Origin of the sequence: Streptomyces sp. NPDC003247 (assembly GCF_042888135.1) — a bacterium.
Taxonomy (GTDB): Bacteria; Actinomycetota; Actinomycetes; order Streptomycetales; family Streptomycetaceae; genus Streptomyces.
This window is the reverse complement of record NZ_JBIAPF010000013.1, coordinates 139,525-163,938: the sequence shown is the minus strand read 5'-3', so window position 1 is coordinate 163,938 and position 24,414 is coordinate 139,525. Positions and strand designations below refer to the sequence as shown.

The following is a 24,414-nucleotide window of genomic DNA, read 5'->3' as shown; positions in this document are numbered from 1 at the left end:
CCGTACGGCCCGAGCGGGGCGTACACCCCGGTGGAGCCGTACGTTCCGCCGGAGCCGTACGTTCCGGTGGAGACGTTTGGACCGTACGGCTCCGGCGAGGGGTACGGGCCCGTTGAGGGGTACGGCTCCGTGGGGTACGGGCCCACTGAGGGGTACGGGCCTGCCGAAGGGTACGGCTCCGTGGGGTACGGGCCCGCCGAGGGTTACGGGCCCAGCGGATACGGGCCCCCCGGATACGGCCCCGCCGGGTACGGGTCTCCGCCCACCGTGCAGCTTCCCGGCCCGCACAGCGCGGAGACGGTGGCCTACGGCGTGTACACGGCGCCGGGGTCGGGGCCGTACGGGGACACCTACCGCCCCGCCTACGAGACGATCCCCGAGCCGGTGCCCCCGCCCGGGTCGGACGGCCCACCCGGGTCGGACGGCCCGGCCGGCGAGGGCGCGGGCGTGCCCGTGCGCGCCGGGACCGGGCGGCGGGCCGCGCGCCGGCGCAGGGCGCGCTACGCCGAGCGCCCGGACTCCACCATGCGCCGCCTGCTGCCGCAGGCGCTGGTCGTCGCCTTCCTCGCCGGCGGCACCGCCGCCTTCGTCGCCAAGGACAAGGCGATCGAGCTGACCGTCGACGGCCGGTCGCGCACCCTGCACACGTTCGCCGACGACGTGACCGAACTGCTCGCCCAGGAGGGCGTGGCGTTCGGGACGCACGACGTGGTGGCGCCCGGCCCCGGCACGGAGCTCACCAGCGGCGACGAGATCGCGGTGCACTACGGCCGCCCCGTCCGGCTCACCCTCGACGGACACCGGCGCGAGGTGTGGACGACGGCGCGCACGGTGCAGGAGGCGCTCGGACAGCTCGGCGTGCGCTCCGAGGGCGCGTACCTCTCCGCCTCGCGCCACCAGCGCATCGGGCGGGGCGGCCTCGCACTGGACGTCCGGACCGAGCGCGCCCTGACGATCATGGCCGACGGACGTGCCCGCACCGTCCGCACCAACGCGGCGACCGTGCGCGAGGCGGTCCGGGAGGCCGGGATCACCCTGCGCGGCCAGGACACCACGTCGGTCCCGCCCGCCAGCTTCCCGCGCGACGGACAGACCGTGACCGTGCTGCGCGTCACCGGCTCCGAGGAGGTGCGGGAGGAGGCGATCCCCTTCCAGGTGCGGCGGGCCGAGGACCCCTCGCTGTTCCGGGGCACGGAGGTCGTGGAACGCGCCGGACAGCCGGGCCTGCGCCGGATCACGTACTCCGTGCGCACCGTCAACGGCGTCCGGCAGAAGTCGCGGCGGATCCGGACCGAGATCGTGCGCGAGCCGCGCGCGCAGGTGGTGAAGGTGGGCACCAAGCCACTGCCGCGCTCCGTGCGGGGGACCGACGACCTGGACTGGCGGTCCCTCGCGGACTGCGAGTCCGGCGGCCGCCCCGACGCGGTGGACCCGTCCGGTACGTACGGCGGGCTGTACCAGTTCGACGCGCACACCTGGCGGCTCCTCGGCGGCAGCGGCCGGCCGGAGGACGCCCCGGCGGAGGAGCAGACGTCGCGGGCGAAGAAGCTGTACACGCGGCGGGGGTCGAGTCCCTGGCCGCACTGCGGGGCACGGCTGAAGGGCTGAGCGGCGCGGCCGCGGGCGGCCGTACGGCCGGGGCGGCACGGCGGAGCGTGGCGGCACCCCACGAGCACCGCGCCCCGCCCCCCCGCGAGCACCCCCCCGCGAGCACCACCCCCCCGCGAGCACCGCCCCCCCCCGCGAGCACCGCCCCCCCCGCGAGCACCGCCCCCCCCCGCGAGCACCGCGCCCCGCCCACGCCCCCCGCGAGCGCCAGCCCCCGCGCCCCGCCCACGCCCCCCGGTACCGGGCAACCGCGCCCGGTGCACCCCCGTACCCTTGTCCCGTGAGCAGCCCCACCCCCGACGCCCTCCTGGGCCCCGCCGACATCCGCGAACTGGCGGCCGTCCTCGGCGTGCGGCCCACCAAGCAGCGCGGCCAGAACTTCGTGATCGACGCGAACACGGTCCGCCGTATCGTCCGCACCGCGGAGGTACGGCCCGACGACGTGGTCGTGGAGGTCGGGCCGGGGCTCGGCTCCCTGACGCTCGCGCTGCTGGAGGTCGCCGACCGGGTCACGGCCGTCGAGATCGACGACGTGCTGGCCGGCGCGCTGCCCGCGACCATCGCGGCGCGCATGCCGGAGCGCGCGGAGCGGTTCGCGCTGGTGCACTCCGACGCGATGCACGTGACCGGGCTGCCGGGCCCGGCCCCGACCGCGCTGGTGGCCAACCTGCCGTACAACGTCGCCGTGCCCGTGCTGCTGCACATGCTCGCCACCTTCCCGAGCATCGAGCGCACCCTGGTCATGGTCCAGTCGGAGGTCGCCGACCGGCTCGCCGCCGTACCCGGCAACAAGGTGTACGGCGTGCCGTCCGTCAAGGCCAACTGGTACGCCGACGTCAAGCGCGCCGGCGCCATCGGACGCAACGTCTTCTGGCCCGCGCCGAACGTCGACAGCGGGCTCGTCTCCCTGGTCCGCCGGACCGAACCGGTCAAGACCACGGCGTCGAGGGCCGAGGTCTTCGCCGTCGTCGACGCCGCCTTCGCCCAGCGCCGCAAGACGCTGCGCGCCGCGCTCGCCGGCTGGGCCGGTTCCGCCGCCGCCGCCGAGGCGGCCCTGGTCGCCGCCGGGGTCTCCCCCCAGGCGCGCGGCGAGTCGCTGACCGTCGAGGAGTTCGCGCGCATCGCCGAGCACCGGGTGGAGGAGTCCGCGTGAGCGTCACCGTGCGCGTGCCCGCCAAGGTCAACGTCCAGCTCGGCGTGGGCGCCGCCCGCCCCGACGGCTTCCACGACCTGGCCAACGTGTTCCTCGCGGTCGGCCTGTACGACGAGGTCACCGCCACCCCGGCCGACGCGCTGCGCGTCACCTGCGAGGGGCCGGACGCCGGCCAGGTCCCCCTGGACCGCACCAACCTCGCCGCGCGCGCGGCGATCGCGCTCGCCGAGCGGTACGGCCGCACCCCCGACGTGCACCTGCACATCGCCAAGGACATCCCCGTCGCCGGCGGGATGGCGGGCGGCAGCGCGGACGGCGCGGCCGCCCTCCTCGCCTGCGACGCGCTGTGGGGCACGCGCGCGACCCGCGACGAACTCCTCGACATCTGCGCCGGACTCGGCAGCGACGTCCCCTTCAGCCTGGTCGGCGGCGCCGCCCTCGGCACCGGGCGCGGCGAGAAGCTCACCGCCCTGGACACCGGCGGCACCTTCCACTGGGTGTTCGCGCTGGCCCCGCGGGGGCTGTCGACGCCGGCCGTGTTCCGGGAGTTCGACCGGCTCGCCGCGGGCCGCGACATCCCCGAACCCGTCGCCTCGCCGGACGTCCTCGATGCCCTCGCCGAGGGCGACCCCGACGCGCTCGCCGCCGCCGTCTCCAACGACCTCCAGCCCGCCGCCCTCTCGCTCTTCCCCGAGCTCGCCGGCACCCTCGCCGCCGGGCGCGCGGCGGGCGCGCTCGCCGCGCTCGTCTCCGGCTCGGGCCCGACCACCGCGTTCCTCGTCCGCGACACCGCCGCCGCGGCGGCCGTCGCCGAGGCGCTGCGCACCTCCGGGACCTGCCGGACCGTGCGCACGGCGACGGGACCGGCGCCCGGCGCGACGGTCCTGCGCGAGCGGCACTGACCCGCGTTCCCGACCCGCGCCCCTGACCCCCGACCCCGACCCGCCGGGGACCGGCCACCGACCGGCGCGCATTACGCTGGGAGGCTGACGATCCCCCCGGGCAGGAGAGAAATGGCCGTCAATCTGGTCAATGTCGAGAACGTCAGCAAGGTGTACGGCACCCGTGCCCTGCTCGACGGCGTCTCCCTCGGCGTCTCCGAAGGGGACCGCATCGGCGTGGTGGGCCGCAACGGCGACGGCAAGACCACCCTGATCCGGATGCTCGCCAAGCTGGAGGAGGCCGACACCGGGCGCGTCACCCACTCCGGCGGCCTGCGGCTCGGCGTGCTGACCCAGCACGACTCCCTCGACCCGGCGGCCACCGTCCGGCACGAGGTCATCCGGGACCTCGCCGACCACGAGTGGGCCGGCAACGCCAAGATCAGGGACGTGCTCACCGGCCTCTTCGGCGGCCTGGACCTGCCCGGCTTCCCCCAGGGCCTCGACACCGTCATCGGACCCCTCTCCGGCGGTGAGCGCCGCCGTATCGCGCTCGCCAAGCTGCTCATCGAGGAACAGGACCTGATCGTCCTCGACGAGCCCACCAACCACCTCGACGTCGAGGGCATCGCCTGGCTCGCGCAGCACCTGCGCGAGCGCCGGTCCGCGCTCGTCTGCGTCACGCACGACCGCTGGTTCCTCGACCAGGTCTGCACCCGCATGTGGGACGTCCAGCGCGGCGTCGTCCACGAGTACGAGGGCGGCTACTCCGACTACGTCTTCGCCCGCGCGGAGCGCGAACGGATCGCGGCGACGGAGGAGACCAAGCGGCAGAACCTCGTCCGCAAGGAGCTCGCCTGGCTGCGCCGCGGCGCCCCCGCCCGCACCTCCAAGCCCCGCTTCCGCGTCGAGGCCGCCAACGAGCTGATCGCGGACGTGCCGCCGCCCCGGGACAGCAGCGAGCTGATGAAGTTCGCGTCCTCCCGGCTCGGCAGGACCGTCTTCGACCTGGAGGACGTCACCGTCCAGGCGGGACCCAAGGTGCTGCTGAAGCACGTCACCTGGCACCTCGGCCCCGGCGACCGCATCGGCCTCGTCGGCGTCAACGGCGCCGGGAAGACCTCGCTGCTGCGGGCGATGGCCGAGGCGGCGCGGACCGAGGGCGAGGCCCAGCCGGCCGGCGGGCGGATCGCCGTCGGCCGGACCGTCAAGCTCGCCTACCTCTCCCAGGAGGTCGCCGAACTCGACCCGACCTGGCGGGTCCTGGAGGCCGTCCAGCGGGTCCGCGAGCGCGTCGACCTCGGCAAGGGGCGCGAGATGACCGCCGGGCAGCTGTGCGAGACGTTCGGCTTCGGCAAGGAGAAGCAGTGGACGCCGGTCGGCGACCTGTCCGGCGGTGAGCGCCGCCGTCTCCAGCTGCTGCGCCTGCTGATGGACGAGCCCAACGTCCTCTTCCTCGACGAGCCCACCAACGACCTCGACATCGAGACCCTCACCCAGCTCGAGGACGTCCTCGACGGCTGGCCCGGCTCGATGATCGTCATCTCCCACGACCGGTTCTTCGTCGAGCGCACCACGGACCGCGTCTTCGCCCTCCTCGGCGACGCCACCCTGCGGATGCTGCCGCGCGGCATCGACGAGTACCTGGAACGGCGCCACCGCATGGAGGAGGCGGCCGCCGCCGCGGCCCCCGTCCCGGCCGGCGCCCAGAAGCCCGCCGCCGAGAAGAGCGCCGCCGACCAGCGCGCCGCCAAGAAGGAACTCCAGAAGATCGAGCGGCAGTTGGACAAGATCTCCGAGAAGGAGACCAAGCTCCACTCCCAGATCGCCGACAACGCCACCGACTTCGCGAAGGTCGCCGAACTCGACGCCCAGCTGCGGGAGCTGGCGGGCGAACGCGAGGAACTGGAGCTGCGCTGGCTGGAGCTGGCCGAGGACGCGTAACGGCCACGGGCGGCCGCCCGCACCGGCGGCCGCCCGCACCGGAGGCCGTGTGCGCCTGCGGCCGCCCGCACCTCGACCCGCACCCCGACCCGCACCCCGACCCGCCCCCCTCGCGCTCCCCTGGCACGAATCGCTCACCTGGGCGCCCTCGCCCCGGCGTGAACCGTTCCCTTGCGCGCCCCTGTTCCCGGCGCGATCACCTCCCTCGTGCGCCCTCGCCCGTTCCCCCATCCCCGCGCGCGAGGGCAGCGCGTGCGCCGCGTGAAGGGGGCGTGAAGGCGCATAACGACGGCATCACGGGCCGGTGCTCCCTTGGGAACAGGCGCCGATACGGGCCCCTGCGCTGTCGGTGCCGGGTGATAGAAAGAGCCGTCTGAGAACTTTTTGAGAACGACTCTGGGTCCGATACGAACCTCAGGGCGTGGCTAAAAATCAGTGAACGAGGGGGAACACGCTGATGACTCAGCCGCCCGACCAGCCGCCGCAGCCGGGCGGTTTCGGAGCACCGCAGCAACCGCCGCCCCAGCCGCCGCAGGGCCCGCAGCCGGGGTACGGCTATCCGCAGCCCGGCCCCTACGGCGCCCCGGCCGCGCCCCCGCCCGCACCGGGCCCGTACGGACAGCCGTCACAGCCCGGCCCCTACGGGCAGCCCCCGCAGCCCGGCCCGTACGGACAGCCCTCGCAGCAGGGTCCCTACGGGCAGCCCGCCGCGCCCTACGGACAGCAGCCCGGCTACGGCTACCCGCCCCCGCCCGGAACCCAGTTCCCCGGAACCCAGTTCCCCGGGGCCCAGTTCCCCGGCGCCCCCGGCCCCGGCACCCCGCCGTCCGGCCCGCGCGGTCCCTTCAAGGGCAGGCCCGCCCTGGTCGTCGGCGCGGCGGTCGCGGCGCTGCTGGTGATCGGCGGGACGGTGTTCGCGGTCACGAGCGGTGGCGACGACGAGGACAAGAAGCCGGTCGCCCAGCAGAGCGACGACGGCAAGGCCACGGCGAGCGGCGCCCCGGTCAACCCCGGCGACGGCAGCGGCGACGGCGGCGAGGACACACAGGACTTCAACGCCGACCGCAAGTCCGGCGAGGCCGAGGTGCTCTGGTACAAGGAGGCGCCCGACGCGCCCTCCGACGGTGCCGACGCCCCGGGCATGTGGATCACCTCCAAGTCGGCGGTGAAGGCCGCCTACAAGGAGGTCGTCGCCTACAACGTCGGTGACGGCAGGCCCACCTGGGACACGGTCACGTTCCCCCAGCAGATCTGCGCGGTCACCCCGCAGAAGACGGCCGACGACAAGGTCGTCGTGGCCTACATGAGCGGCACCAGCGACCGCGCCAAGTGCAACCAGCTCCAGCAGATCGACCTCACCACCGGCGCCAAGGGCTGGACGGCCGTCGTCGAGGACGGCGACCTGTTCGACAGCGCCCTCACCATCGAACTGTCCCTCACCGGCAACACCCTGATGGTGGGCCGCTCCCAGTCCGGCCAGGCGTACGACGTGCGCACCGGGAAGCCGACGTGGGAGAAGAAGAAGTACGGCGACGCCTGCTTCCCCACCGCCTTCGCGGGCGGCACCAAGCTGATCTCGGTGGCGTCCTGCGACGCGTCCGGCACCAATGAGCACGACGAGATGCAGGAACTGGACCCGGCGACCGGCAAGGTCAAGTGGACCCAGGCCTTCGACAAGGGCTGGCAGGTGGAGCGGACGTACTCCGTCGACCCGCTGGTCGTCTACAGCACCAACTCGGACGAGAACGCCTGGAACATCGCGGCGCTCAAGGCGGACGGCACGTTCCGGTCGCAGGTCACCTTCGACGAGGACTTCCAGCCGGACTGCGGCTGGTCCATCCTCCAGCGCGACCTGACCGGCTGCGAGGGCACGGCGGCCGACGCGAACACCCTCTACCTGCCGACGGAAGCGACCAGCGGCGCCAACGAGATCGTCGCCATCGACCTCGCCACCGGCAAGGAGAAGTGGCGGGTGAAGTCCCCGCTGGACGAGTCGATGCTGCCGGTGCAGGTCGAGGGCGGCAACCTCGTCGCCTACGTCCAGCCGTCGTGGGACGCGGCCGGGCGGGTCGTGTCGATCCCGACGGCCGGCTCCGCGCACACACCGACGACGCTGCTCCAGATGCCCGAGAGCACGATCGACCTCGAGGACGGCTTCTCCCAGCGGGACGTCGCCTGGGTCGACGGGCGGTTCTACCTCTCCACCACCCGGCTGACGGGCAGTGACGACACGAAGGAGAAGCTGATGCTCGCCTACGGCAAGTAAGGCTGACTCCCCGTCCCGCGCCCCCTTCCCCCGTCCTCCCGTCGGCCGCCGTCGCGGGCCCCGTGCTCCGTGTCCCGCGCCCCGTCGTCCCGAGCGTTCTCCCGAGGTACCCACACCATGACCCAGCCGCCGCCCCCGCCGCCGAACCAGCCCCCGCAGGGCACCCCCCAGGACCAGCCCCCGCGGCAGCCGCAGCAGTCCCCGCAGCCGCCGTCGGCGGCTCCGCAGGACGCCCCGCCGCCCGGTTTCGGCGCACCGCAGGCCCCGCCGCCGGCGCCCCCGGCCCCGCCCGGGGGCCCGCAGCTCGACAAGGCGCCGGGCGGCCCGATGCCCCACCAGGCCGCCATGGCCGCCCAGGTCCCTCCGGCCTCCCCGGCCCCGCCGAACGCCCAGGCGCCGCAGGCACCTCAGCCCCAGCCCCCGACCCCGCCCCAGCCGCCGACGGGCCCGGGTTACGGCTATCCGCAGACGGCCCCGCCCGCCGGACCGCCTCAGCCTCCCACCGGTCCGGGTTACGGCTACCCGCAGACGGCCCCGCCCGCCGGACCGCCCCAGCCCCCCACCGGCCCGGGCTACGGCTACCCGGCCCAGCCGGCTCCGCAGGGCCAGCCGAACCCGTACGGCCAGCAGGTGGCCTACGGCCAGCAGCCCGGCTACGGCTACCCCGGTCAGCCCACCGTCCCCATGCACCCGCAGGCGGGCTACGCACAGCCGGGCCAGCCGGGTCAGCCGGGCTACCCGGGCGGCTACGCCGGTCAGCCGCCCACGATGCCGATGCATCCGCAGCCGGGCGGTGGCGGGAAGATCAACGCCCAGCTGGCCATCATCGTCGCCGCGGTCGTCGCGATCACGCTGATCATCGGCGGCGGCGTCTGGTACGCGAACTCGGGGGACAGCGGCAAGAAGGACGACACCGCGAGCTCCGGCGGCACGACCGGCGGCGACGACAAGGGCGGCACCGGAGGCACGTCCGAGGGTGGCACCGAGAAGGCGCCCTCCGACCCCGACTCCCAGCTCCTCTTCAAGGTCCCGTCGCCCACGGTCGCCGAGGACGACAGCGTCGTCGTGTCCGGCTCCTGGCTGACCGACAAGGCGTACGTGAAGTCGGGCGTCGCCGAGATCGTCGGCTACGACCCGGACAAGGGCACCAAGCTGTGGACGATCAAGCTGCCCGGCCCGGTGTGCGAGGCCAGCAAGTACGCCACCGAGGACGACAGGACGGCGGTTGTCTTCCAGCCGAAGATGCCCGCCAAGGACTCCTCGGCCGGCTGCACGCAGGTCGCGGCGATCGATCTCGCCGCGGGCAAGCAGCTGTGGACGAAGACGGTCCTGTCCGGCGACTACCCGGTCACGTTCGACAACGTCACGGTCAGCGCGCACACGGTGGCGCTCGGCGCGACCGAGGGCGGCGCGGCCTTCGACATCGACACCGGCAAGGCCCTGTGGGCCCCCAAGACGGCCGACACCTGCTACGACGCCGGCTACGGCGGTGGCCCCAAGCTGGTCGCGGTCCGCAAGTGCGGTGACTACGACGCGCGGACGCTGCACATCCAGACCATCGACCCGACCTCCGGGAAGGTGCTCTCCGAGTACAAGATGTCGACCGGCATCGAGTACGCGAGCGTCGTCTCCACCGACCCGCTGGTCATCGCCGCCGACGTCAACGAAAGCGCCCAGGACGGCAGCGGCATCTCGGACTTCTTCTCCGTCGACAACAAGACCGGCAAGCTGATCACCCGCATCTCCGCCCCCGGCGACCAGTTCGCCGCCCGCTGCGACGGCATCACCAGGATCGAGCACTGCACGGGCGTCGCGGTCGGCACCAACCGGCTGTACCTGCCGACCGAGGAGCACGACGGCTCCGGCGACTACAGCCAGACCAACGAGATCATCGCCTTCGACCTGACCACCGGCAAGCAGACCGGCCAGCGCGCCGACGCCGGCGACGACTACGAGCTGTTCCCGCTCCGCATGGACGGCACCGACCTCATCGCGTACAAGCGGCAGCCGTACGACGAGGGCGGGCAGGTCATCAGCATCGACGGCGGTTCGTTCAAGCAGACGAAGCTGATGCAGAACCCGTCGACGGAGGCCGAGCGGGAGGCCGAGGCCGGCATGCTGCCCGAGTACACGGAGTTCATCTACTCCCAGGGGCGCCTGTACATGTCCAACGTGTACGCGGACGACTCCTCCTCCGGCGAGGAGGAGTACCTGGCGCTGGCGTACGGCACCGACGGCTGATCGGCTGATCATCGCACCGGCACCGCCCACGGCCCCGTCCCTGCTCAGGGACGGGGCCGTGCACGTACCGCTCAACACCCTCGAATGAGAGGAATTTCGGCGATCCGGGGCACTTCTCGCCGGTAGGGGGAGCGCGACGTCGAACAAGCGTGTAGCTTCCGGGGGCATGAAGGACGAGGTGCCGGGGGGCACCTTTTGTCTGTCTGCACGTGTGCCGCGGCGCGCGCACGTGCTCGTGACCGGCCGTGCCTGACCGTCCGTGTGGGCATCCGAGGGGGGACTGGGGGGTTGCTCGATGGGAGTGCGACTCATGGTGGTCGACGACCACCGACTGCTCGCCGAGGCGCTGGCCTCGGCGCTGAAACTGCGCGGGCACCGGGTGCTCGCCGCCGCCGCGCCCGCCGCGGGCGCGGCGGACCTGGTGATCGCCCGCGCACCGGAGGTGTGCCTGCTGGGGACGGCGACCCCGGCCGAGCCGGGGATCTTCGACCCGGTCGTCCGCATCAAGCGGGACCGGCCCCAGGTCGCCGTCCTGGTGCTGGGCCCGGTCCCCAGCCCGCGCGGCATCGCGGCGGCCTTCGCGGCCGGCGCCTCGGGATACGTCCGGCACGACGAGCGCATCGAGGGCGTGGAGCGGGCCATCATGAAGGCGCGGGCGGGTGAGGCGGCCGTCGCCCCCCAACTCCTCCAGGGCGCCTTCGGCGAACTGCTGAACCCGGCCGCCCAGCCCGACGACGAGGGCCAGCGCCTGCTCCAGATGCTCACCCCGCGCGAGGTGGAGGTCCTCGTCCGGGTCGCCGACGGCGAGGACACCCGTCTGATCGCCGCCGGCATGGGCATCGCCCCCTCCACCGCCCGCACCCACGTCCAGCGCGTCCTGATGAAACTGGGCGTCGGCTCCCGGCTGGAGGCGGCGGCCCTGGCGGCCCGCACAGGCCTGCTGGACCGCGCGGGCCCCCTCCCGCACAGCACCCACCACACGGCCGCGGGGGGGGGGGGGGGGGGGGGCGGGCCCCCCCCGCGGGGCGGGGGGGGGGGGGGGGGGGGGGCGGGGGGGGCGCCGGGGGGGGGGGGGCGGCCGGGGCGCCCCCCCCGGGCGGGGGGCCCCGCGGGGCCCCCCCCCCCCACCCCCCCCCCCCCCCGGCGGGGGGGCGGGTGTCGTCAACCCCCGCCCCCGCGGCGGGGACGTCACGCGTGCGCGGGCGTCACGTCTGCCGTGAGAGGAGTCAGCCAGTGGATCTCCAGGTCCTCGCGCAGGTAGTCCATGCGCGTCTCCTGGAACCGGACGAGGTCGGGCTGGGCAAGGTGATCGCGTAGATCGTCCGCGGAACGCCACAGCTCGTAGAAGACCAGCGTGGTGGGGTCGGAGGCATCACGGTGCACCTGGTACTGCCAGGCGCCCGGCTCGGCACGGGTCGGCTCGACGAACGAGAGCAGCAGGCGCTCCAGTTCCTCGGCGCGTTCCGGGCGGGGCCGGGCGAATCCATAGAGGCCGACGGGACCGCTTCCCTCAGGTATGACGATGTTCATACCTGGGAGGTTAGCCATGCGTCGAGGTACGATTCAAGTCGTACCTGAAGGAGGATCGTGGACCTTGGCAGAGTGTTCGCCGCGCTCGCGGACGACTCCCGGCGGAGGATGATCGCCGAACTCGCGACCGATCCCGAAGACCGGGAGCGCGCCTGCGGATCGTTCGACCTGCCGGTGAAGAAGGCCACGCGTACGTACCACTTCCGGGTTCTGCGGGAAGCGGGTTTGGTGGTACAGCGCGATCACGGCAACGGAAGCACACTGAGGCTGCGCAGGACGGACATCGAGAAGCACTGCCCCGGCCTGCTGGAACTCCTCGTGGCCGAACTCGACCGCCCGAACGAGGGCGGAACCACGTCCTGACCCGGCCGGCCGCCTCCTCCCGACTCGACCGGGCGACGGGCGGCGTCCGTGCGTATGCCGTTCAGGAGGTGTGCCAAGGCGGTGGGGGTGGTGGTGAGGTGCGTGGTGGGGGTGTCGCTCTCGCGGAGGTGGATCACGTCGGGGGAGGCGGCGAGTTCGACGCAGGCGTTGCCTTCGGCGCCGCCGGAAAACGTCGACTTCTGCCAGCGCAGGGTGCCGTTCATGGGCTGTCTCACTGCTCCTTCGCCGAACGGGGGGCGGGGCTTCGACAGGGCCGTCTTACGACAGCTGAATCAGCCCGCCTGGACTGGATGACTGGCCCTGTCCGTGCGTATGCCGTTCAGGAGGTGTGCCAAGGCGGTGGGGGTGGTGGTGAGGTGCGTGGTGGGGGTGTCGCTCTCGCGGAGGTGGATCACGTCGGGGGAGGCGGCGAGTTCGACGCAGGTGTCCCCCTCGCCGCCGTCGGAGAACGTCGACTTCTGCCAGCGCAGGGTGCGGTTCATGGGCTGCCTCACAGCTCCTTCGTCAAGCGGTGGATGAAGTCCCGTGACGCCACCGGGTCAAGCGATGCTTCCTCCACTTTACGAAAGAGCGTTCGGAGCCGTTCCAGCTGTGCTTCGGCGTCGATGAAGACGATGCCGGTAGGAGCGTCCCGGAGTCCGGTGTCCAGTCGGGGTACCGGACCGCCCGCGTACACCATCGAGGCCCCGGCGCCTGCGAAGCCGTCCTGATCGGTGGGGATGACGCGGATGGTGACGTGACCCTGTTCGATCTGATCCAGGATCCAACGGAGTTGTGCGAGTGAGCCCTGGCGGTCAGACACCCGGATGCGCAGAGCCACCTCGTGGATGATCGTCTCGTACGGGGTGGGCGCTTCCCCTTCGATGGCCGAGCGTCTCCTCATCCGGTACTCGACCCGTGGATCAAGCTCATTGTCGGGCAACTCCGGACGCATGTACCTGAACACGGCTCGGGCATAGTCGGGGGTCTGGAGGAGTCCGGGGACGCGGTGGATGACGATCTCCTTCAGGAAGGTCGCATGGTGCTCCGCTTCCGCAACGTCCAGATTTACTTGCGGGAGCACCCCTCTGTACTCGTCCCACCAGCCGCGCGTCCGATCGCCCGCCATGTCGGCGAGCGCCTCGATCAAGGCCCTGTCCGTGCAGGCGTAATGAGCCGCGAGGCGGCGGATGCGCTCCGCGCTGACGGCTGCAATCCCTGCCTCCACCTGACTCATCTGGGCCGAGGTCGAGTTCAGGAACGCCGCCGCTTCGCGAGCTTTCAGGCCTGCCGCCTCACGTAGTTTGCGCAGCTCCGCGCCAAGGCGCACCTGCCGAGCAGTGGGATGGCTCCGCGCTGCCATGCAGCTCCCAACGTCCGTGGATCCGTGCCTCGTTCGGGTGTCAGACTACGACAACGGCTTGCAGAGGCATAAATTATTGCCCTACCGTCAGTGACGCGAAAAACACTCTGCGGAAGCGCACCGCTCCGTCCTGCCATGACGGTTGCGGCAATGCCACCGCGCCCTCGTTCCTCCCTCACCCCCTTACGAACGGAGCTGCCGCATGCCCGAAACCGCCACCACCTCCGCCCCCTGGGAGTACTCCCTCTACATCCCCAACGACCCCAGAGCCGTCCCCGTCTCCCGCCGCACCCTGCGCCTGATCCTCGCCCTCCATGGCCTCGCCCACCTCACCGACACCGCCGAGCTGATCGCGAGCGAGTTGCTCGCCAACGCCGTGCGGCACACCAGTGGCCCCGCCGCCCTCCGGGTCCGCTACGCCGACGGTGTCCTGCGCGTCGGGGTCTGGGACGCCGACCCCGAACCCCCGGACCCGCCCGCGAAGCTCGACGACCTCGCCGACGACGCCGAGGACGGCCGGGGCCTGGCCCTGGTCCGGGCCTGCGCGGACGTCTGGGGCTGGCAGCCGCTGTCCCGCCGTGGGCGGCGCGGCAAGTACGTGTGGTGTGACCTCGTCACCGCGTAGCTCGTTGATCACGTCGGACAGAAAGGAGAGCCGATGGTCGGCTCGTCGCACGAGGCCATGCACCGCATCTTCCAGAAGGACCCCGCGCTGCTCACTCGTGCCCTGCAACAGGTACTCCGCATTCCCTTCCCCGAGCCGCGCGACTTCGCCGCCATGAACGTCGACCTCACCGAGGTCGAACCGGTCGAACGCCGCGTCGACACGCTGCTGCGGGCCGAGACGGACCAGGGGACCTTTCTCCTGGTCGTCGAGTCGCAGGGCAAGCCGGACGAGAGGAAGCGCGGCAGCTGGCCGTATTACCTGGGGTACCTGCGGGAGAAGTACCGCTGTGAGCCGGTGCTCATCGTGGTCACGCAGAACGCCTCCACGGCCCGCTGGGCGGCGGAACCGATCCACGTCGGGGTGCCGGAACGGCCGTCGATGGTGGTGTGGCCGTTCGTCCTGGGCCCGGAGAACGTCCCGGTGGTCGCGGACGAGACGGAGGCAGTACGGGATCCGGCCCTCGCGGTGCTCTCGGCGATGACACACGGTCGCGGGCCGAAGGCCGTGGGCATACTGGAATCACTGGTGGCCGCTCTGAAGACCCTCGACGCGGACAGCGCCGCGGTCTTCGTACAGTTCGTCGACTCGTGCCTGACAGACCCGCAGGCCCGGCAGATGTGGAGGGATTTCATGACGACGGTGCAGTACTTCTGGCGGCACCCGCTCGCTGAGGAAGTCCGCGAGCAGGGGCGCGAGGAGGGCCGCGAAGAGGGGCGCGAGGAGGGTCGGGCCCATGAGCGGGCCGAGATCATCCTGCGCAACCTCCAGTGGCGGCAGATCGATGTCCCCGACTCCGTCAGGGAGCGCGTCCTGTCCTCCACCGATGTCGACGAGCTGGGTACCTGGCTCGACCGCTCCTACCGGGTCGCCGACGCGAGGGAGCTGTTCGGCGAAGGGCCCGCCGCCTGACCCACGCCACACCTGCCCCCACGCTCACCCCGTAGGCGGCGCCGAGCCGACCGCTCCCCTCCCCCCGCCCTCGCCGCCTACGGCCTCCCGCATCACCCGGGCCTTCGCCCTGCGCGGTCCCCGTGCCCACGGCTGCCGCCGCCTGCGGCCCCCTCTCCGGCCTGGCCGCCCACGGCCGCCGGCCCACCGCCTCGCCCGCCCTTCGTTCTCCCCGGCGACCCGGCGACCCGGCGACCCGGCGACGCGCCCCGCCCACTTCCCGGATGGCCCTCCGCCGCTTCACACCTTCGGCGGCGGACGGGCGGTCGAGCGGAGGTTCGATTCTGCCGTCGGCGCCGGCGCTGCCGGAGACTCCGTCCGATCCGCCTCCCTCGGTCATCACCGCAGGTCAAAGTAATCGCGGAGGGTTGTGCGGGGGCGCCCCCTCGCGCTGCGCCCGCTTCCTTCGCGCCCCTCGGATCGCCCGCGTGCGGGTCTCCCCGGACGGTGTGCTCGTGGTTGCCGGGAATGAGTCGGCGTGGTGAGGTGCAAAAGGTGCAATCGTAACATACGGTGCATATTCGTAACGCCCTGTAACGCCTTGTTACGGGACGATACGGATCACTCAGTCGAAGAAAGGGATGAAATGCGCAAGATTGGCAAGGCTGCTCTCGCGGCCGCCATGATCGGCAGCCTCACCATGGTCGGAGCGGGCGTTGCCTCCGCCGCCGACGGTCACCGCACGACGGACAGCGGCTACCGCTCGGACTCGAAGGACACGAAGGACACGAAGTCGGACGGCGCCACCAAGCAGTGCGTCAACTACGCCGAGGTGGACAACTCCGCCCACTCGAGCGGCCTCGTGAACGCGCTGAACAACGTGAACGTCAACATCCTCGGCTACAGCTCGAACAAGCCGACCGTTCAGCAGTCCTGCAGCATCGGCGACAACTCCACCAGCGGCAACCTGAACGCCAACGGCCAGGACAGCCTGCTGGACCTGCTCTAAGCACTGAGTTCCAGGACAGCCCCGGGATCCGGCACCACGGATCCCGGGGCTGTCCCCCGTTGCGGTCCTTCGCGACGGACGGGACAGCCGTACGACGACGGGGTCGGATCCGCCGCACACACCCGGCGGATCCGACCCCGTACGCGCTCCCAGGCCCCGTACGCACCCAGGCCCCGTACACGCCCCGGCGCCCTGCTATGCGCCCCGCGGCGGCTCACCCTCCCGCGATACCGCCTCCGGCGGCAGCGACGGCGTCGGATGGGACGCCGGACGCAGCTTCAGCCAGGCCAGGAAGAACAGGCCCAGCAGCAGCATGCCCAGGCCCGTCCACAGGTTGATGTTGATGCCCTGGGCCTTGGCGATCGCCGCGTCGTCGTCCGTCAGGCCCACGATCGTGACGATCACGCCGTAGACGACGAACAGGCCGCCGATGATGCGGCGCAGGTCGAAGATGCGGGCCGCGGTCGCGGACTTCTCCTCCAGCTCGATGACCTCGCGCTGGACGTCCGCGTCGGAGTAGCCCGCGTGCCGCAGCCGCTCGGCCGCCGCCGCGTGCTCGTCGTGCTCGTCGGGTTCGAAATGCTCGGACATGGTCTCTCCATCCTCCCGCGATCGGCGTCGCGTGCGGGCTCAGAGCGAGAACGGGATGTAGCAGGCGGCGGCCAGGACGATCGCGCCCCAGCCCAGCAGGGCCGGTTTGCGGTACCAGGCCTCGTCACCCGGCGCGGGCGGCTCGGCCATGCCGGGGGAGACGGTGCCGTAGACCAGGCCCTGGAGCTCCTCCTCCGGCTTGGGGGCGGTGAACAGGGACACCACGAACATGACCACCGCGCCCGCCACGAACCCGGCGATCGCCGAGACGAAGTTCGCGCCCTGGTCGGTGGGGATGGCGATGACGCCCTGCTTGTAGAAGACGAAGTAGTTGACCATCGCTGCCGTGGTGCCCGCCAGCAGCCCCCAGAAGCCGGATTTCATCGACGCCCGCTTCCAGAACATGCCGACGATGAAGACGACGAACATCGGCACGTTGAAGAAGGAGAACAGCGTCTGGAGGTAGCTCATGATGTTCGAGAACGACGACGCCAGGAACGCCGTGCCGATCGACGCCACCACGCCGATCGCCGTGATCAGCCGGCCGAAGCGCACGTAGTAGCCGTCCTCCCGGCCGATCACCACGTACTTCGCCCAGATGTCGGTGGTGAAGACGGTGTTGAAGGACGACACGTTCGCCGCCATGCCCGCCATGAACGCCGCCAGCAGACCCGTCACGGCGATGCCGAGCACGCCGTTCGGCAGCAGCTGCTCCATCAGGTACGGGATCGCGTCGTTGTACTGGAGGTCCGAGTCGGCCGTGCCGATCGACGGGACCAGGACCGCCGCCACCAGGCCCGGGATCATCACCAGGAAGACGATGAAGATCTTCGGGAACGCGGCGATCAGCGGGGTGCGCTGGGCCGCCGAGAGGTTGCGGGCGGACAGCGCGCGCTGCACCTCGGCGAAGTTCGTCGTCCAGTAGCCGAACGACAGTACGAAGCCGAGGCCCAGCACGATCGTCAGCCAGTTCGCGCCCAGCGGGTTGTCACTGCCGATGCCGGTGCCGCCCCAGGCGGTGACGAAGTTGTCGCCGTGGGCCTTCGTCAGCGACTCCGACAGGCCGTCCCAGCCGCCCACCCTCTTCAGGCCCAGCACCGACAGCGGGATCAGGGCCGCCAGGATCACGAAGAACTGGAGCACCTCGTTGTAGATCGCCGAGGACAGGCCGCCCAGCGTGATGTACGCCAGGACGAAGAAGCCCGCGACCACGATCGCCACCCACTGCGGCCAGCCCAGCAGCGCCTCCACGACGATCGCGAGCGCGTACAGGTTCACACCCGAGATCAGGACCGCGGCGAAGGCGAACAGAAGCGAACTCAGCAGGTGCGCCCCCCGGTCGAAGCGCAGCAGCAGGAACTCGGGCACCGAACGGACCTTCGAGCCGTAGTAGAACGGCATCATCACCAGGCCCAGGAACACCATGGCCGGGATGGCGCCGATCCAGTACCAGTGGACGGTGTACGCGCCGTACTGCGCGCTGTTCGCCGCCATGCCGAGGATCTCCGTCGCCGCCAGGTTCGCCGAGACGAAGGCGAGGCCCGTGATCCACGCGGGCAGGGAGCGGCCGGAGAGGAAGAAGTCGAGGCTGGTCTTCACCGAGCGGCGGGCGGCGAAGCCGATGCCCAGGACGACCACGAAGTAGATGCCGAGGATCGTGTAGTCGAGCCAGTTGGTCGGAAGCCGTAGCTCGGCCGCGAGGTACGTGGGGGTTCGCATGCGCTGCTCACTTCGCTTGGGGTCTCTGTTTGGTTGTGGTGGTGACGCGCGTGGGGGTTTATGGTTTTATGTGTTTGGTTCTGTTTGATGCTTTGCTCGGTACTGCTGCTTGCGGCAGGGATGGAGAGTCGCGGTGAAGAAGACCTCGACCCGCTTGGCCGACGGTCGTGAGCTCATCTACTACGACCTGCGGGACGACTCGGTGCGCGACGCGGTGGACCGCCGCCCGCTGGAGCGCACGGTCACCACTTCGGAGGTACGCCGGGACCCGCTCCTCGGCGACTCGGTGGCGATCGCCTCGCACCGGCAGGGGCGCACCTATCACCCGCCGGCCGACGAGTGCCCCCTGTGCCCCTCCCAGGGCGGGCGGCTCAGCGAGATCCCGGACTCCACGTACGACGTGGTCGTCTTCGAGAATCGTTTCCCCTCCCTGGCCGGTGACTCCGGGCGCTGCGAGGTCGTCTGCTTCACCTCCGACCACAACGCGTCCTTCGCCGACCTCACCGAGGAGCAGGCACGGCTGGTGCTCGACGCGTGGACGGACCGGACGTCCGAGCTGTCGCATCTGCCCTCCGTGGAACAAATCTTCTGCTTCGAGAACCGCGGCGCCGAGATCGGCGTCACGCTGGGTCACCCTCACGGGCAGATCTACGCCTACCCCTTCACCACGCCCCGCACCGCCCTGATGCTGCGCCAGGTGGCCGCCCACAAGGACGCCACCGGCGGGGACAACCTGTTCGACGCCGTCCTGGAGCGGGAGCTCGCCGACGAGCGGGTCGTCCTGGAGGGTGAACACTGGGTGGCCTTCGTGCCGTACGCCGCGCACTGGCCGTACGAGGTGCACCTCTACCCCAAGCGCCGCGTCCCCGACCTGCTCGGCCTCGACGAGGCGGCGCGCACAGAGTTCCCCAAGGTCTACCTGGAACTCTTGAAGCGCTTCGACCGGATCTTCGGCGAGGGTGAGCCTCCGACGCCGTACATCGCCGCCTGGCACCAGGCGCCGTTCGGCCAGCTGGAGGAGTTCGACGGCGTCAACCGCGACGACTTCGCGCTGCACCTCGAGCTTTTCACCATCCGCCGCACCTCCGGCAAGCTGAAGTTCCTCGCGGGTTCCGAATCCGGCATGAACGTGTTCATCAACGACGTGCCGCCGGAGCGCGCGGCCGAGCGACTGCGAGAGGTAGCGAGTTCATGAGCGGCAAGTACTTGGTCACGGGCGGCGCGGGATACGTCGGCAGCGTGGTCGCCCAGCACCTGCTGGAGGCGGGGCACGAGGTCGTCGTCCTCGACAACCTGTCCACCGGCTTCCGCGCGGGCGTCCCGGCCGGTGCCTCCTTCGTCGAGGGCGACATCCGCGACGCCGCCAAGTGGCTCGACCCCTCCTTCGACGCCGTCCTCCACTTCGCCGCGTTCTCGCAGGTCGGCGAGTCGGTCGTGAAGCCGGAGAAGTACTGGGACAACAACGTCGGCGGCACCATGGCCCTCCTCGGCGCCATGCGCGAGGCGGGCGTGCGCAAGCTGGTGTTCTCGTCGACGGCCGCCACCTACGGCGAGCCCGTCAGCACCCCGATCACCGAGACCGACCCCACCGCGCCGACCTCCCCCTACGGCGCCTCCAAGCTCGCCGTCGACCACATGATCACCGGCGAGGCCGCCGCCCACGGGCTCGGCGCCGTCTCGCTGCGCTACTTCAACGTGGCCGGCGCCTACGGATCGTACGGCGAGCGCCACGACCCCGAGTCGCACCTCATCCCCCTGGTCCTCCAGGTCGCGCAGGGCCGCCGCGAGGCCATCTCCGTCTTCGGCGACGACTACCCGACCCCCGACGGCACCTGCATCCGCGACTACATCCACGTCGCCGACCTCGCCGAGGCCCATCTGCTCGCCGTCGACGCGGCCACCCCCGGCGAGCACCTCATCTGCAACCTCGGCAACGGCAACGGCTTCTCCGTCCGCGAGGTCATCGAGACCGTCCGCACGGTCACCGGCCACCCGATCCCCGAGGTCGTGGCCCCGCGCCGCGGCGGCGACCCGGCGGTCCTGGTCGCCTCGGCGGCCACCGCCCGCGAGCGCCTCGGCTGGAACCCGTCCCGCGCGGACCTCGCGGGTATCGTCGCCGACGCGTGGGAGTTCACGCAGAAGACCGCAAGGGAGCAGTAGTGGGGGCACAGCAGACGCAGGACGTGCGGGACGGCTTCGCCGCGCTGTACGGGACCGAGCCCGAGGGTGTCTGGTCGGCGCCCGGCCGCGTCAACCTCATCGGCGAGCACACCGACTACAACGACGGCTTCGTGATGCCCTTCGCGCTGCCGCACACCGCGACCGCCGCGGTCTCCCGCCGCGACGACGGCCGGCTGCGCCTGCACTCGGCGGACGTCGACGGCGGCGTCGTCGAGCTGGTGCTCGACGACCTCACCCCCGAGTCCGACCGGAACTGGACGGCGTACCCGGCGGGCGTGGTCTGGGCCCTGCGCGAGGCCGGCCACCCCGTCACCGGCGCCGACGTCCACCTCACCTCGACGGTCCCCTCCGGCGCGGGCCTGTCCTCGTCGGCGGCCCTGGAGGTCGTCGTCGCCCTGGCCCTCAACGACCTGTACGACCTCGGCCTCCAGCGCTGGCAGCTCGCCCGCCTGTGCCAGCGCGCCGAGAACGTCTACGTCGGCGCGCCCACCGGGATCATGGACCAGACCGCGTCCGCCTGCTGCGAGGCCGGCCACGCCCTGTTCCTCGACACCCGCGACCTCTCCCAGAAGCAGATCCCCCTCGACCTGGCCGCCCTGGGGCTGCGGCTGCTCGTCGTCGACACCCAGGTCAAGCACGCCCACAGCGACGGCGAGTACGGCAAGCGCCGCGCCGGCTGCGAGAAGGGCGCCGCCCTCCTCGGCGTCGACGCCCTCCGGGACATCCCCTACGCCGGCCTGGACGAGGCCCTGGCCCGCCTCGGGGACGAGGAGGAGGTCCGCCGCCTGGTCCGCCACGTGGTGACGGAGGACGAGCGCGTCGAGCGGGTCGTCTCCCTCCTGGAGTCGGGCGACCCCCGCGCGATCGGCCCGGTCCTCACCGAGGGCCACGCCTCCCTCCGCGACGACTTCCGCATCTCCTGTCCCGAACTCGACCTCGTCGTCGACACCGCCCTCGCCACCGGCGCCCTCGGCGCCCGCATGACCGGCGGCGGCTTCGGCGGCTCGGCCATCGTCCTCGCCGAGGCCACCGACGTCGACACGCTCACCAAGGCCGTCCAGGAAGCCTTCGCCGCGGCCGGCCACACGGCCCCCCGCGTCTTCGAGGCGGTCCCTGCGGCAGGCGCCCGCCGCCTGAACTGACCCCGACCCCACCGGCCTCGCCCCGGCCCCCACCGGCCACGTCCCGCCCCGGCCCCGCACGCGAACGATGCGTGCGGGGCCGGTGTCGTCATTCTGCGAAGTGCTCGTGACTACCGGGGACTTGACGAGGTGGCCCGATAATGTACGGGTGATCACCACGCCGTTGCGTTCGCTCATGCGCAACGGCCCGGCGATCCGGTCAGTGGCTTACAGCGGACACGGGGGAGGGCCACGCATGGCATGGGCCGAATGGGAAGAGCTCAAGAGCTCGGCGGCCGAGGAGCACGGCACGCGGATGCAACTCAACCAGTACCCGGCCGACCAGGGCGGGGACGGCACCCAGGGCGACCTCGTGGCCAGCCAGAAGGACCTGGCGGCGGTGGGCAAGGCGGCCCACGACCTGTTCGACGACTTCACGACCTACAGCGGACACGCGCGGGTGGCCTCCTCGGCCGCCGCGGGCGGACTCAAGGGCGAGGGATTCGCCCTCGGCGCCGCGCTGGAGCACGTGACGGAGCGCTGGAGCGAACAGTCCAAGACCCTGCTGGACGCCTGCGCCCACATCTCCAACCATCTGCGCTTCACCAAGAACCAGCACGCCGCCGACGACTCGTACATCTACGGCGCGGTCAGCAGCATCTCCACGCTCGACGAGGGCTTCGACGACAGGAAGGGACACTGACGCCGATGGACCTCGACGCACTGCGCCACGGCAACTTCGCCAAGCTCGGCGAAGCGGTCACCGACTGGGAGCAGATGACGAAGAAGCTCGCCGACCTCCAGAAGGACGCTGAGGACAACCTCAAGGCCAAGGCCGACAAGGCCAAGTGGGCGGGGGTCAACGCCACCGTCAGCCGTGAGTTCATCGCCAAGACCGCGGCCGAGTTCGCCGATGCGCACACCCAGGCCGACTCCATCACCAAGATCCTCAGCGACACCCGCGGTGAGCTCATCGAGTACCGCACCCAGCTGAACGACGCCATCAGCCGGGCCGCGCAGCAGAACCTCACCGTGATCGACACCGGCGAGGGAACCTTCACCGTCACCGGGAACACCCGGCCCGACTATGCCTCCGACCCCAGCGGAAAGACCGGCGCGACGGACCAGAAGACGGTCGAATCCTTCCGCGACGAGATCAAGGGCATCCTGACCAAGGCCACGCAGAGCGACAACAGCGCGGCGAAGGTCCTGAGGCTCCTCGTCGACCAGGCCAAGTACGGCTTCGCCGACGCGTCCTACGCCGACCGGGACTCCGCGGCCGAGGCCGTCGCCGCAGCGGAGAAGCTGGCCAAGGCGGCCAGGAACCCGGCCGACATGTCCCTCGACGACATCGCCGACTTCAACCGCACGATGGAGAAGTACAGCGGCGACTCCCTCTTCGCGGAACAGTTCGCGACGAAGCTGGGCCCCAAGGGGACGCTCCAGTTCTGGACCGAGATGACCTCCGCCCACGCCGGCGCCAGGGGCTCCGAGCTGGACACGATGAAGAGCCTCCAGAAGAACCTGAGCCTGACCCTGGCCACGGCCTCCTTCTCGGACTCCGACGCCATGCAGGACTGGAAGAAGGACCTCATCGCGGAACGCAACACCAACTTCCGCGCGGCCGACTCGATGAACCCCGTCGGAGCCCTGGGCTCCCAGGTCATCAGCAGCCTGATGCGCCAGGGCCAGTACGACACCGAGTTCCTCGACGACTACCGGTCCAAGCTGTTCAAGGCCGACAAGGGCGCGGGGGAGTCGAACACCGACGCGCTGTGGGTGAAGGGCTACGACGCCCTGGACCTGGTCTTCGGCGACGGCAACGGCCGGGACCCGCTGGAGGGCCTGTTCGAAGGTCTCTCCCACAACCCCGAGGCTGCGACGAACGCCTTCGCGTCCAAGTCGGACCTGGACCACATGCTGGGCACGACCAGGTACACCGACCGGGGGGCCGCACTCGGACATGCCCTTGAAGCCGCCGTCACCGGCGTCGCCGTCGGTGACTCAACCTCTCCAGCCCCGCCACACAGCACGGCGCAAGTGGAGATCATGGCCAATGTCATGAATGCGGTGGCTCAGCCCGGCGACGGTGCGGACCTGGTGGACCGGGGGCTGGGAGAGAGTTTCGGAAACATGGCGGCCTCTTACATGCCGGAGATCAGCCGAGCGTTTGCGGGGCCAGATTCCGGAGCGATATTCCTTGCGGACGGCGATGACCCTGAGGGGTTGAACGTATCGGACGTCACTCGATTCATTTCGGCGACGTCTGCAGATCCTGAGGGCAGAGCTGGGATCATCTATGGCGAAAGTATCTATACCGGCAACCTCCTTGAGGCGCACCTCTCGGACCCCTCCTTGTTCGACGGAGATCATGAACAGCTGATTTCCGACATCGGCAGGAATGCGGGAATCATCCAGGGGATCGTCGGGCACTCTGCGGCGAACTCTGAAGTCGGTGACGCCGTCGACGGTGAGACTCAGTTCAACGATGCGCTGAAGGCGAAGGGTGATTTCGCCAAGACTTGGATCGCCGTCGGATCGACCTTCATCAGAGTTCCCGAAGCGTACGGAGGGGCGGCAATGGGAGCTGTCGGCGGTGGGATGGTCGGAGCTGTCGCAGGAGCTGCCGTTGACCGTCTGCTCGATGGCCAGAAGCTGGAAGGGGCCGAGGATCAGGCGCTGTACTACTCCAGTCAAGATCTGTTCGCGATGCGCGATTCGGTCAATCAGCAGACGCAGTGGTCCGTCGAAGACGCCATGGAGCGGAACGACGTGGACCTGCCGACGCAGGCAACGAAAAACACTGTGCGAGACGCCGTCAATGATGGGTGGAAAGACAGTGATTACTACTTGGATCGGGCCAAGAAGAAGTATGATTAAAGGGACGCC

At 71.1% G+C, this 24,414-nt stretch carries 20 protein-coding genes and 2 pseudogenes; 16 read left to right on the top strand and 6 right to left on the bottom strand.

Features of this window, described 5'->3' with window-relative positions; all coding sequences use genetic code 11:
• The first annotated feature begins 180 nt into the window (after positions 1-180).
• The 7 genes and pseudogenes from ACFYWQ_RS35100 to ACFYWQ_RS35070 form a co-directional block, all read left to right on the top strand.
• Entirely contained in the window at positions 181-1,608 is a 1,428-nt protein-coding gene (locus ACFYWQ_RS35100) for a ubiquitin-like domain-containing protein (RefSeq protein ID WP_389522397.1), read from the top strand.
• Between the two features lie 280 nt (positions 1,609-1,888).
• A complete protein-coding gene (gene rsmA, locus ACFYWQ_RS35095; RefSeq protein WP_389522281.1) occupies positions 1,889-2,761 on the top strand; it encodes a 16S rRNA (adenine(1518)-N(6)/adenine(1519)-N(6))-dimethyltransferase RsmA in 873 nt (290 codons plus the stop codon).
• A complete protein-coding gene (locus tag ACFYWQ_RS35090; protein WP_389522279.1) occupies positions 2,758-3,663 on the top strand; it encodes a 4-(cytidine 5'-diphospho)-2-C-methyl-D-erythritol kinase in 906 nt (301 codons plus the stop codon). Before rsmA ends, ACFYWQ_RS35090 begins: the two co-directional genes overlap by 4 nt.
• Before the next feature lie 111 nt (positions 3,664-3,774).
• Positions 3,775-5,586: an ABC-F family ATP-binding cassette domain-containing protein gene (locus tag ACFYWQ_RS35085; protein WP_389522278.1), complete on the top strand. Its 1,812-nt coding sequence runs from the start codon at positions 3,775-3,777 to the stop codon at positions 5,584-5,586.
• A 457-nt stretch (positions 5,587-6,043) separates the two neighbouring features.
• A complete protein-coding gene (locus ACFYWQ_RS35080) occupies positions 6,044-7,852 on the top strand; it encodes a PQQ-binding-like beta-propeller repeat protein (protein ID WP_389522276.1) in 1,809 nt (602 codons plus the stop codon).
• Between the two features lie 117 nt (positions 7,853-7,969).
• The gene (locus ACFYWQ_RS35075; protein WP_389522274.1) at positions 7,970-10,093 is read left to right on the top strand and encodes a PQQ-binding-like beta-propeller repeat protein; all 2,124 of its coding nucleotides are present in this window, start codon (positions 7,970-7,972) and stop codon (positions 10,091-10,093) included.
• 295 nt (positions 10,094-10,388) lie between these two features.
• Positions 10,389-11,054 (top strand): annotated as a pseudogene (locus ACFYWQ_RS35070) (LuxR C-terminal-related transcriptional regulator); the annotation flags it as partial.
• 227 nt (positions 11,055-11,281) lie between these two features.
• On the opposite strand, the gene ACFYWQ_RS35065 reads toward ACFYWQ_RS35070, so the two are convergent.
• Complete coding sequence (locus ACFYWQ_RS35065) at positions 11,282-11,623, bottom strand: putative quinol monooxygenase (RefSeq protein ID WP_389522273.1); 342 nt, start codon at positions 11,621-11,623, stop codon at positions 11,282-11,284.
• Positions 11,624-11,680: 57 nt separating this feature from the next.
• Between ACFYWQ_RS35065 and ACFYWQ_RS35060 the strand changes: the two genes are divergently transcribed.
• Positions 11,681-11,986, top strand: a complete 306-nt coding sequence (locus ACFYWQ_RS35060) for an ArsR/SmtB family transcription factor (RefSeq protein ID WP_389522272.1) — start codon at positions 11,681-11,683, stop codon at positions 11,984-11,986.
• A gap of 62 nt (positions 11,987-12,048) precedes the next feature.
• On the opposite strand, the pseudogene ACFYWQ_RS35055 reads toward ACFYWQ_RS35060, so the two are convergent.
• The 3 genes and pseudogenes from ACFYWQ_RS35055 to ACFYWQ_RS35045 all read right to left on the bottom strand — a co-directional run.
• Positions 12,049-12,210 (bottom strand): annotated as a pseudogene (locus ACFYWQ_RS35055) (DUF397 domain-containing protein); the annotation flags it as partial.
• A 69-nt stretch (positions 12,211-12,279) separates the two neighbouring features.
• Positions 12,280-12,489, bottom strand: a complete 210-nt coding sequence (locus ACFYWQ_RS35050; RefSeq protein WP_389522270.1) for a DUF397 domain-containing protein — start codon at positions 12,487-12,489, stop codon at positions 12,280-12,282.
• 8 nt (positions 12,490-12,497) lie between these two features.
• Positions 12,498-13,349, bottom strand: a complete 852-nt coding sequence (locus ACFYWQ_RS35045) for a helix-turn-helix domain-containing protein (RefSeq protein ID WP_389522269.1) — start codon at positions 13,347-13,349, stop codon at positions 12,498-12,500.
• 202 nt (positions 13,350-13,551) lie between these two features.
• On the opposite strand from ACFYWQ_RS35045, the gene ACFYWQ_RS35040 reads away from it, so the two are divergent.
• The 3 genes from ACFYWQ_RS35040 to ACFYWQ_RS35030 all read left to right on the top strand — a co-directional run bounded on the left by ACFYWQ_RS35040 (position 13,552) and on the right by ACFYWQ_RS35030 (position 15,913).
• Positions 13,552-13,974, top strand: coding sequence for an ATP-binding protein (locus tag ACFYWQ_RS35040; RefSeq protein ID WP_389522267.1), 423 nt, complete (start codon positions 13,552-13,554; stop codon positions 13,972-13,974).
• Positions 13,975-14,007: 33 nt separating this feature from the next.
• Positions 14,008-14,925: a hypothetical protein gene (locus ACFYWQ_RS35035; RefSeq protein ID WP_389522265.1), complete on the top strand. Its 918-nt coding sequence runs from the start codon at positions 14,008-14,010 to the stop codon at positions 14,923-14,925.
• A 625-nt stretch (positions 14,926-15,550) separates the two neighbouring features.
• Positions 15,551-15,913, top strand: coding sequence for a hypothetical protein (locus tag ACFYWQ_RS35030; RefSeq protein ID WP_389522263.1), 363 nt, complete (start codon positions 15,551-15,553; stop codon positions 15,911-15,913).
• Between the two features lie 195 nt (positions 15,914-16,108).
• Here ACFYWQ_RS35030 and ACFYWQ_RS35025 read toward each other — a convergent pair whose 3' ends face one another.
• Both ACFYWQ_RS35025 and ACFYWQ_RS35020 read right to left on the bottom strand, forming a co-directional pair.
• Entirely contained in the window at positions 16,109-16,504 is a 396-nt protein-coding gene (locus ACFYWQ_RS35025; protein ID WP_389522261.1) for a hypothetical protein, read from the bottom strand.
• A 39-nt stretch (positions 16,505-16,543) separates the two neighbouring features.
• On the bottom strand, positions 16,544-18,223 hold the full coding sequence (locus ACFYWQ_RS35020; RefSeq protein WP_389522259.1) for a sodium:solute symporter family protein: 1,680 nt from the start codon (positions 18,221-18,223) through the stop codon (positions 16,544-16,546).
• Positions 18,224-18,356: 133 nt separating this feature from the next.
• On the opposite strand from ACFYWQ_RS35020, the gene galT reads away from it, so the two are divergent.
• The 5 genes from galT (at position 18,357) to ACFYWQ_RS34995 (ending at position 24,405) form a co-directional block, all read left to right on the top strand.
• Entirely contained in the window at positions 18,357-19,418 is a 1,062-nt protein-coding gene (gene galT / locus ACFYWQ_RS35015) for a galactose-1-phosphate uridylyltransferase (RefSeq protein WP_389522257.1), read from the top strand.
• On the top strand, positions 19,415-20,383 hold the full coding sequence (galE, locus tag ACFYWQ_RS35010; protein WP_389522255.1) for a UDP-glucose 4-epimerase GalE: 969 nt from the start codon (positions 19,415-19,417) through the stop codon (positions 20,381-20,383). The genes galT and galE overlap by 4 nt, the downstream gene beginning before the upstream one ends.
• A complete protein-coding gene (gene galK, locus ACFYWQ_RS35005; RefSeq protein WP_389522253.1) occupies positions 20,383-21,546 on the top strand; it encodes a galactokinase in 1,164 nt (387 codons plus the stop codon). Before galE ends, galK begins: the two co-directional genes overlap by 1 nt.
• 235 nt (positions 21,547-21,781) lie before the next feature.
• Positions 21,782-22,228, top strand: coding sequence for a hypothetical protein (locus ACFYWQ_RS35000; protein ID WP_389522252.1), 447 nt, complete (start codon positions 21,782-21,784; stop codon positions 22,226-22,228).
• 5 nt (positions 22,229-22,233) lie between these two features.
• Positions 22,234-24,405: a hypothetical protein gene (locus ACFYWQ_RS34995; protein ID WP_389522250.1), complete on the top strand. Its 2,172-nt coding sequence runs from the start codon at positions 22,234-22,236 to the stop codon at positions 24,403-24,405.
• Positions 24,406-24,414 lie beyond the last annotated feature (9 nt).

Excerpts from the sequence above, each read along its gene's own strand:
- ACFYWQ_RS35075 (WP_389522274.1), top strand. The coding sequence starts at position 7,970 with ATGACCCAGCCGCCGCCCCCGCCGCCGAACCAGCCCCCGCAGGGCACC.
- ACFYWQ_RS35085 (WP_389522278.1), top strand. The coding sequence starts at position 3,775 with ATGGCCGTCAATCTGGTCAATGTCGAGAACGTCAGCAAGGTGTACGGC.
- ACFYWQ_RS35025 (WP_389522261.1), bottom strand. The coding sequence starts at position 16,504 with ATGTCCGAGCATTTCGAACCCGACGAGCACGACGAGCACGCGGCGGCG.
- ACFYWQ_RS35030 (WP_389522263.1), top strand. The coding sequence starts at position 15,551 with ATGCGCAAGATTGGCAAGGCTGCTCTCGCGGCCGCCATGATCGGCAGC.
- ACFYWQ_RS35045 (WP_389522269.1), bottom strand. The coding sequence starts at position 13,349 with ATGGCAGCGCGGAGCCATCCCACTGCTCGGCAGGTGCGCCTTGGCGCG.
- ACFYWQ_RS35020 (WP_389522259.1), bottom strand. The coding sequence starts at position 18,223 with ATGCGAACCCCCACGTACCTCGCGGCCGAGCTACGGCTTCCGACCAAC.
- ACFYWQ_RS35035 (WP_389522265.1), top strand. The coding sequence starts at position 14,008 with ATGGTCGGCTCGTCGCACGAGGCCATGCACCGCATCTTCCAGAAGGAC.
- ACFYWQ_RS35080 (WP_389522276.1), top strand. The coding sequence starts at position 6,044 with ATGACTCAGCCGCCCGACCAGCCGCCGCAGCCGGGCGGTTTCGGAGCA.
- ACFYWQ_RS35065 (WP_389522273.1), bottom strand. The coding sequence starts at position 11,623 with ATGAACATCGTCATACCTGAGGGAAGCGGTCCCGTCGGCCTCTATGGA.
- ACFYWQ_RS35040 (WP_389522267.1), top strand. The coding sequence starts at position 13,552 with ATGCCCGAAACCGCCACCACCTCCGCCCCCTGGGAGTACTCCCTCTAC.
- ACFYWQ_RS34995 (WP_389522250.1), top strand. The coding sequence starts at position 22,234 with ATGGACCTCGACGCACTGCGCCACGGCAACTTCGCCAAGCTCGGCGAA.
- ACFYWQ_RS35050 (WP_389522270.1), bottom strand. The coding sequence starts at position 12,489 with ATGAACCGCACCCTGCGCTGGCAGAAGTCGACGTTCTCCGACGGCGGC.
- galE (WP_389522255.1), top strand. The coding sequence starts at position 19,415 with ATGAGCGGCAAGTACTTGGTCACGGGCGGCGCGGGATACGTCGGCAGC.
- ACFYWQ_RS35000 (WP_389522252.1), top strand. The coding sequence starts at position 21,782 with ATGGCATGGGCCGAATGGGAAGAGCTCAAGAGCTCGGCGGCCGAGGAG.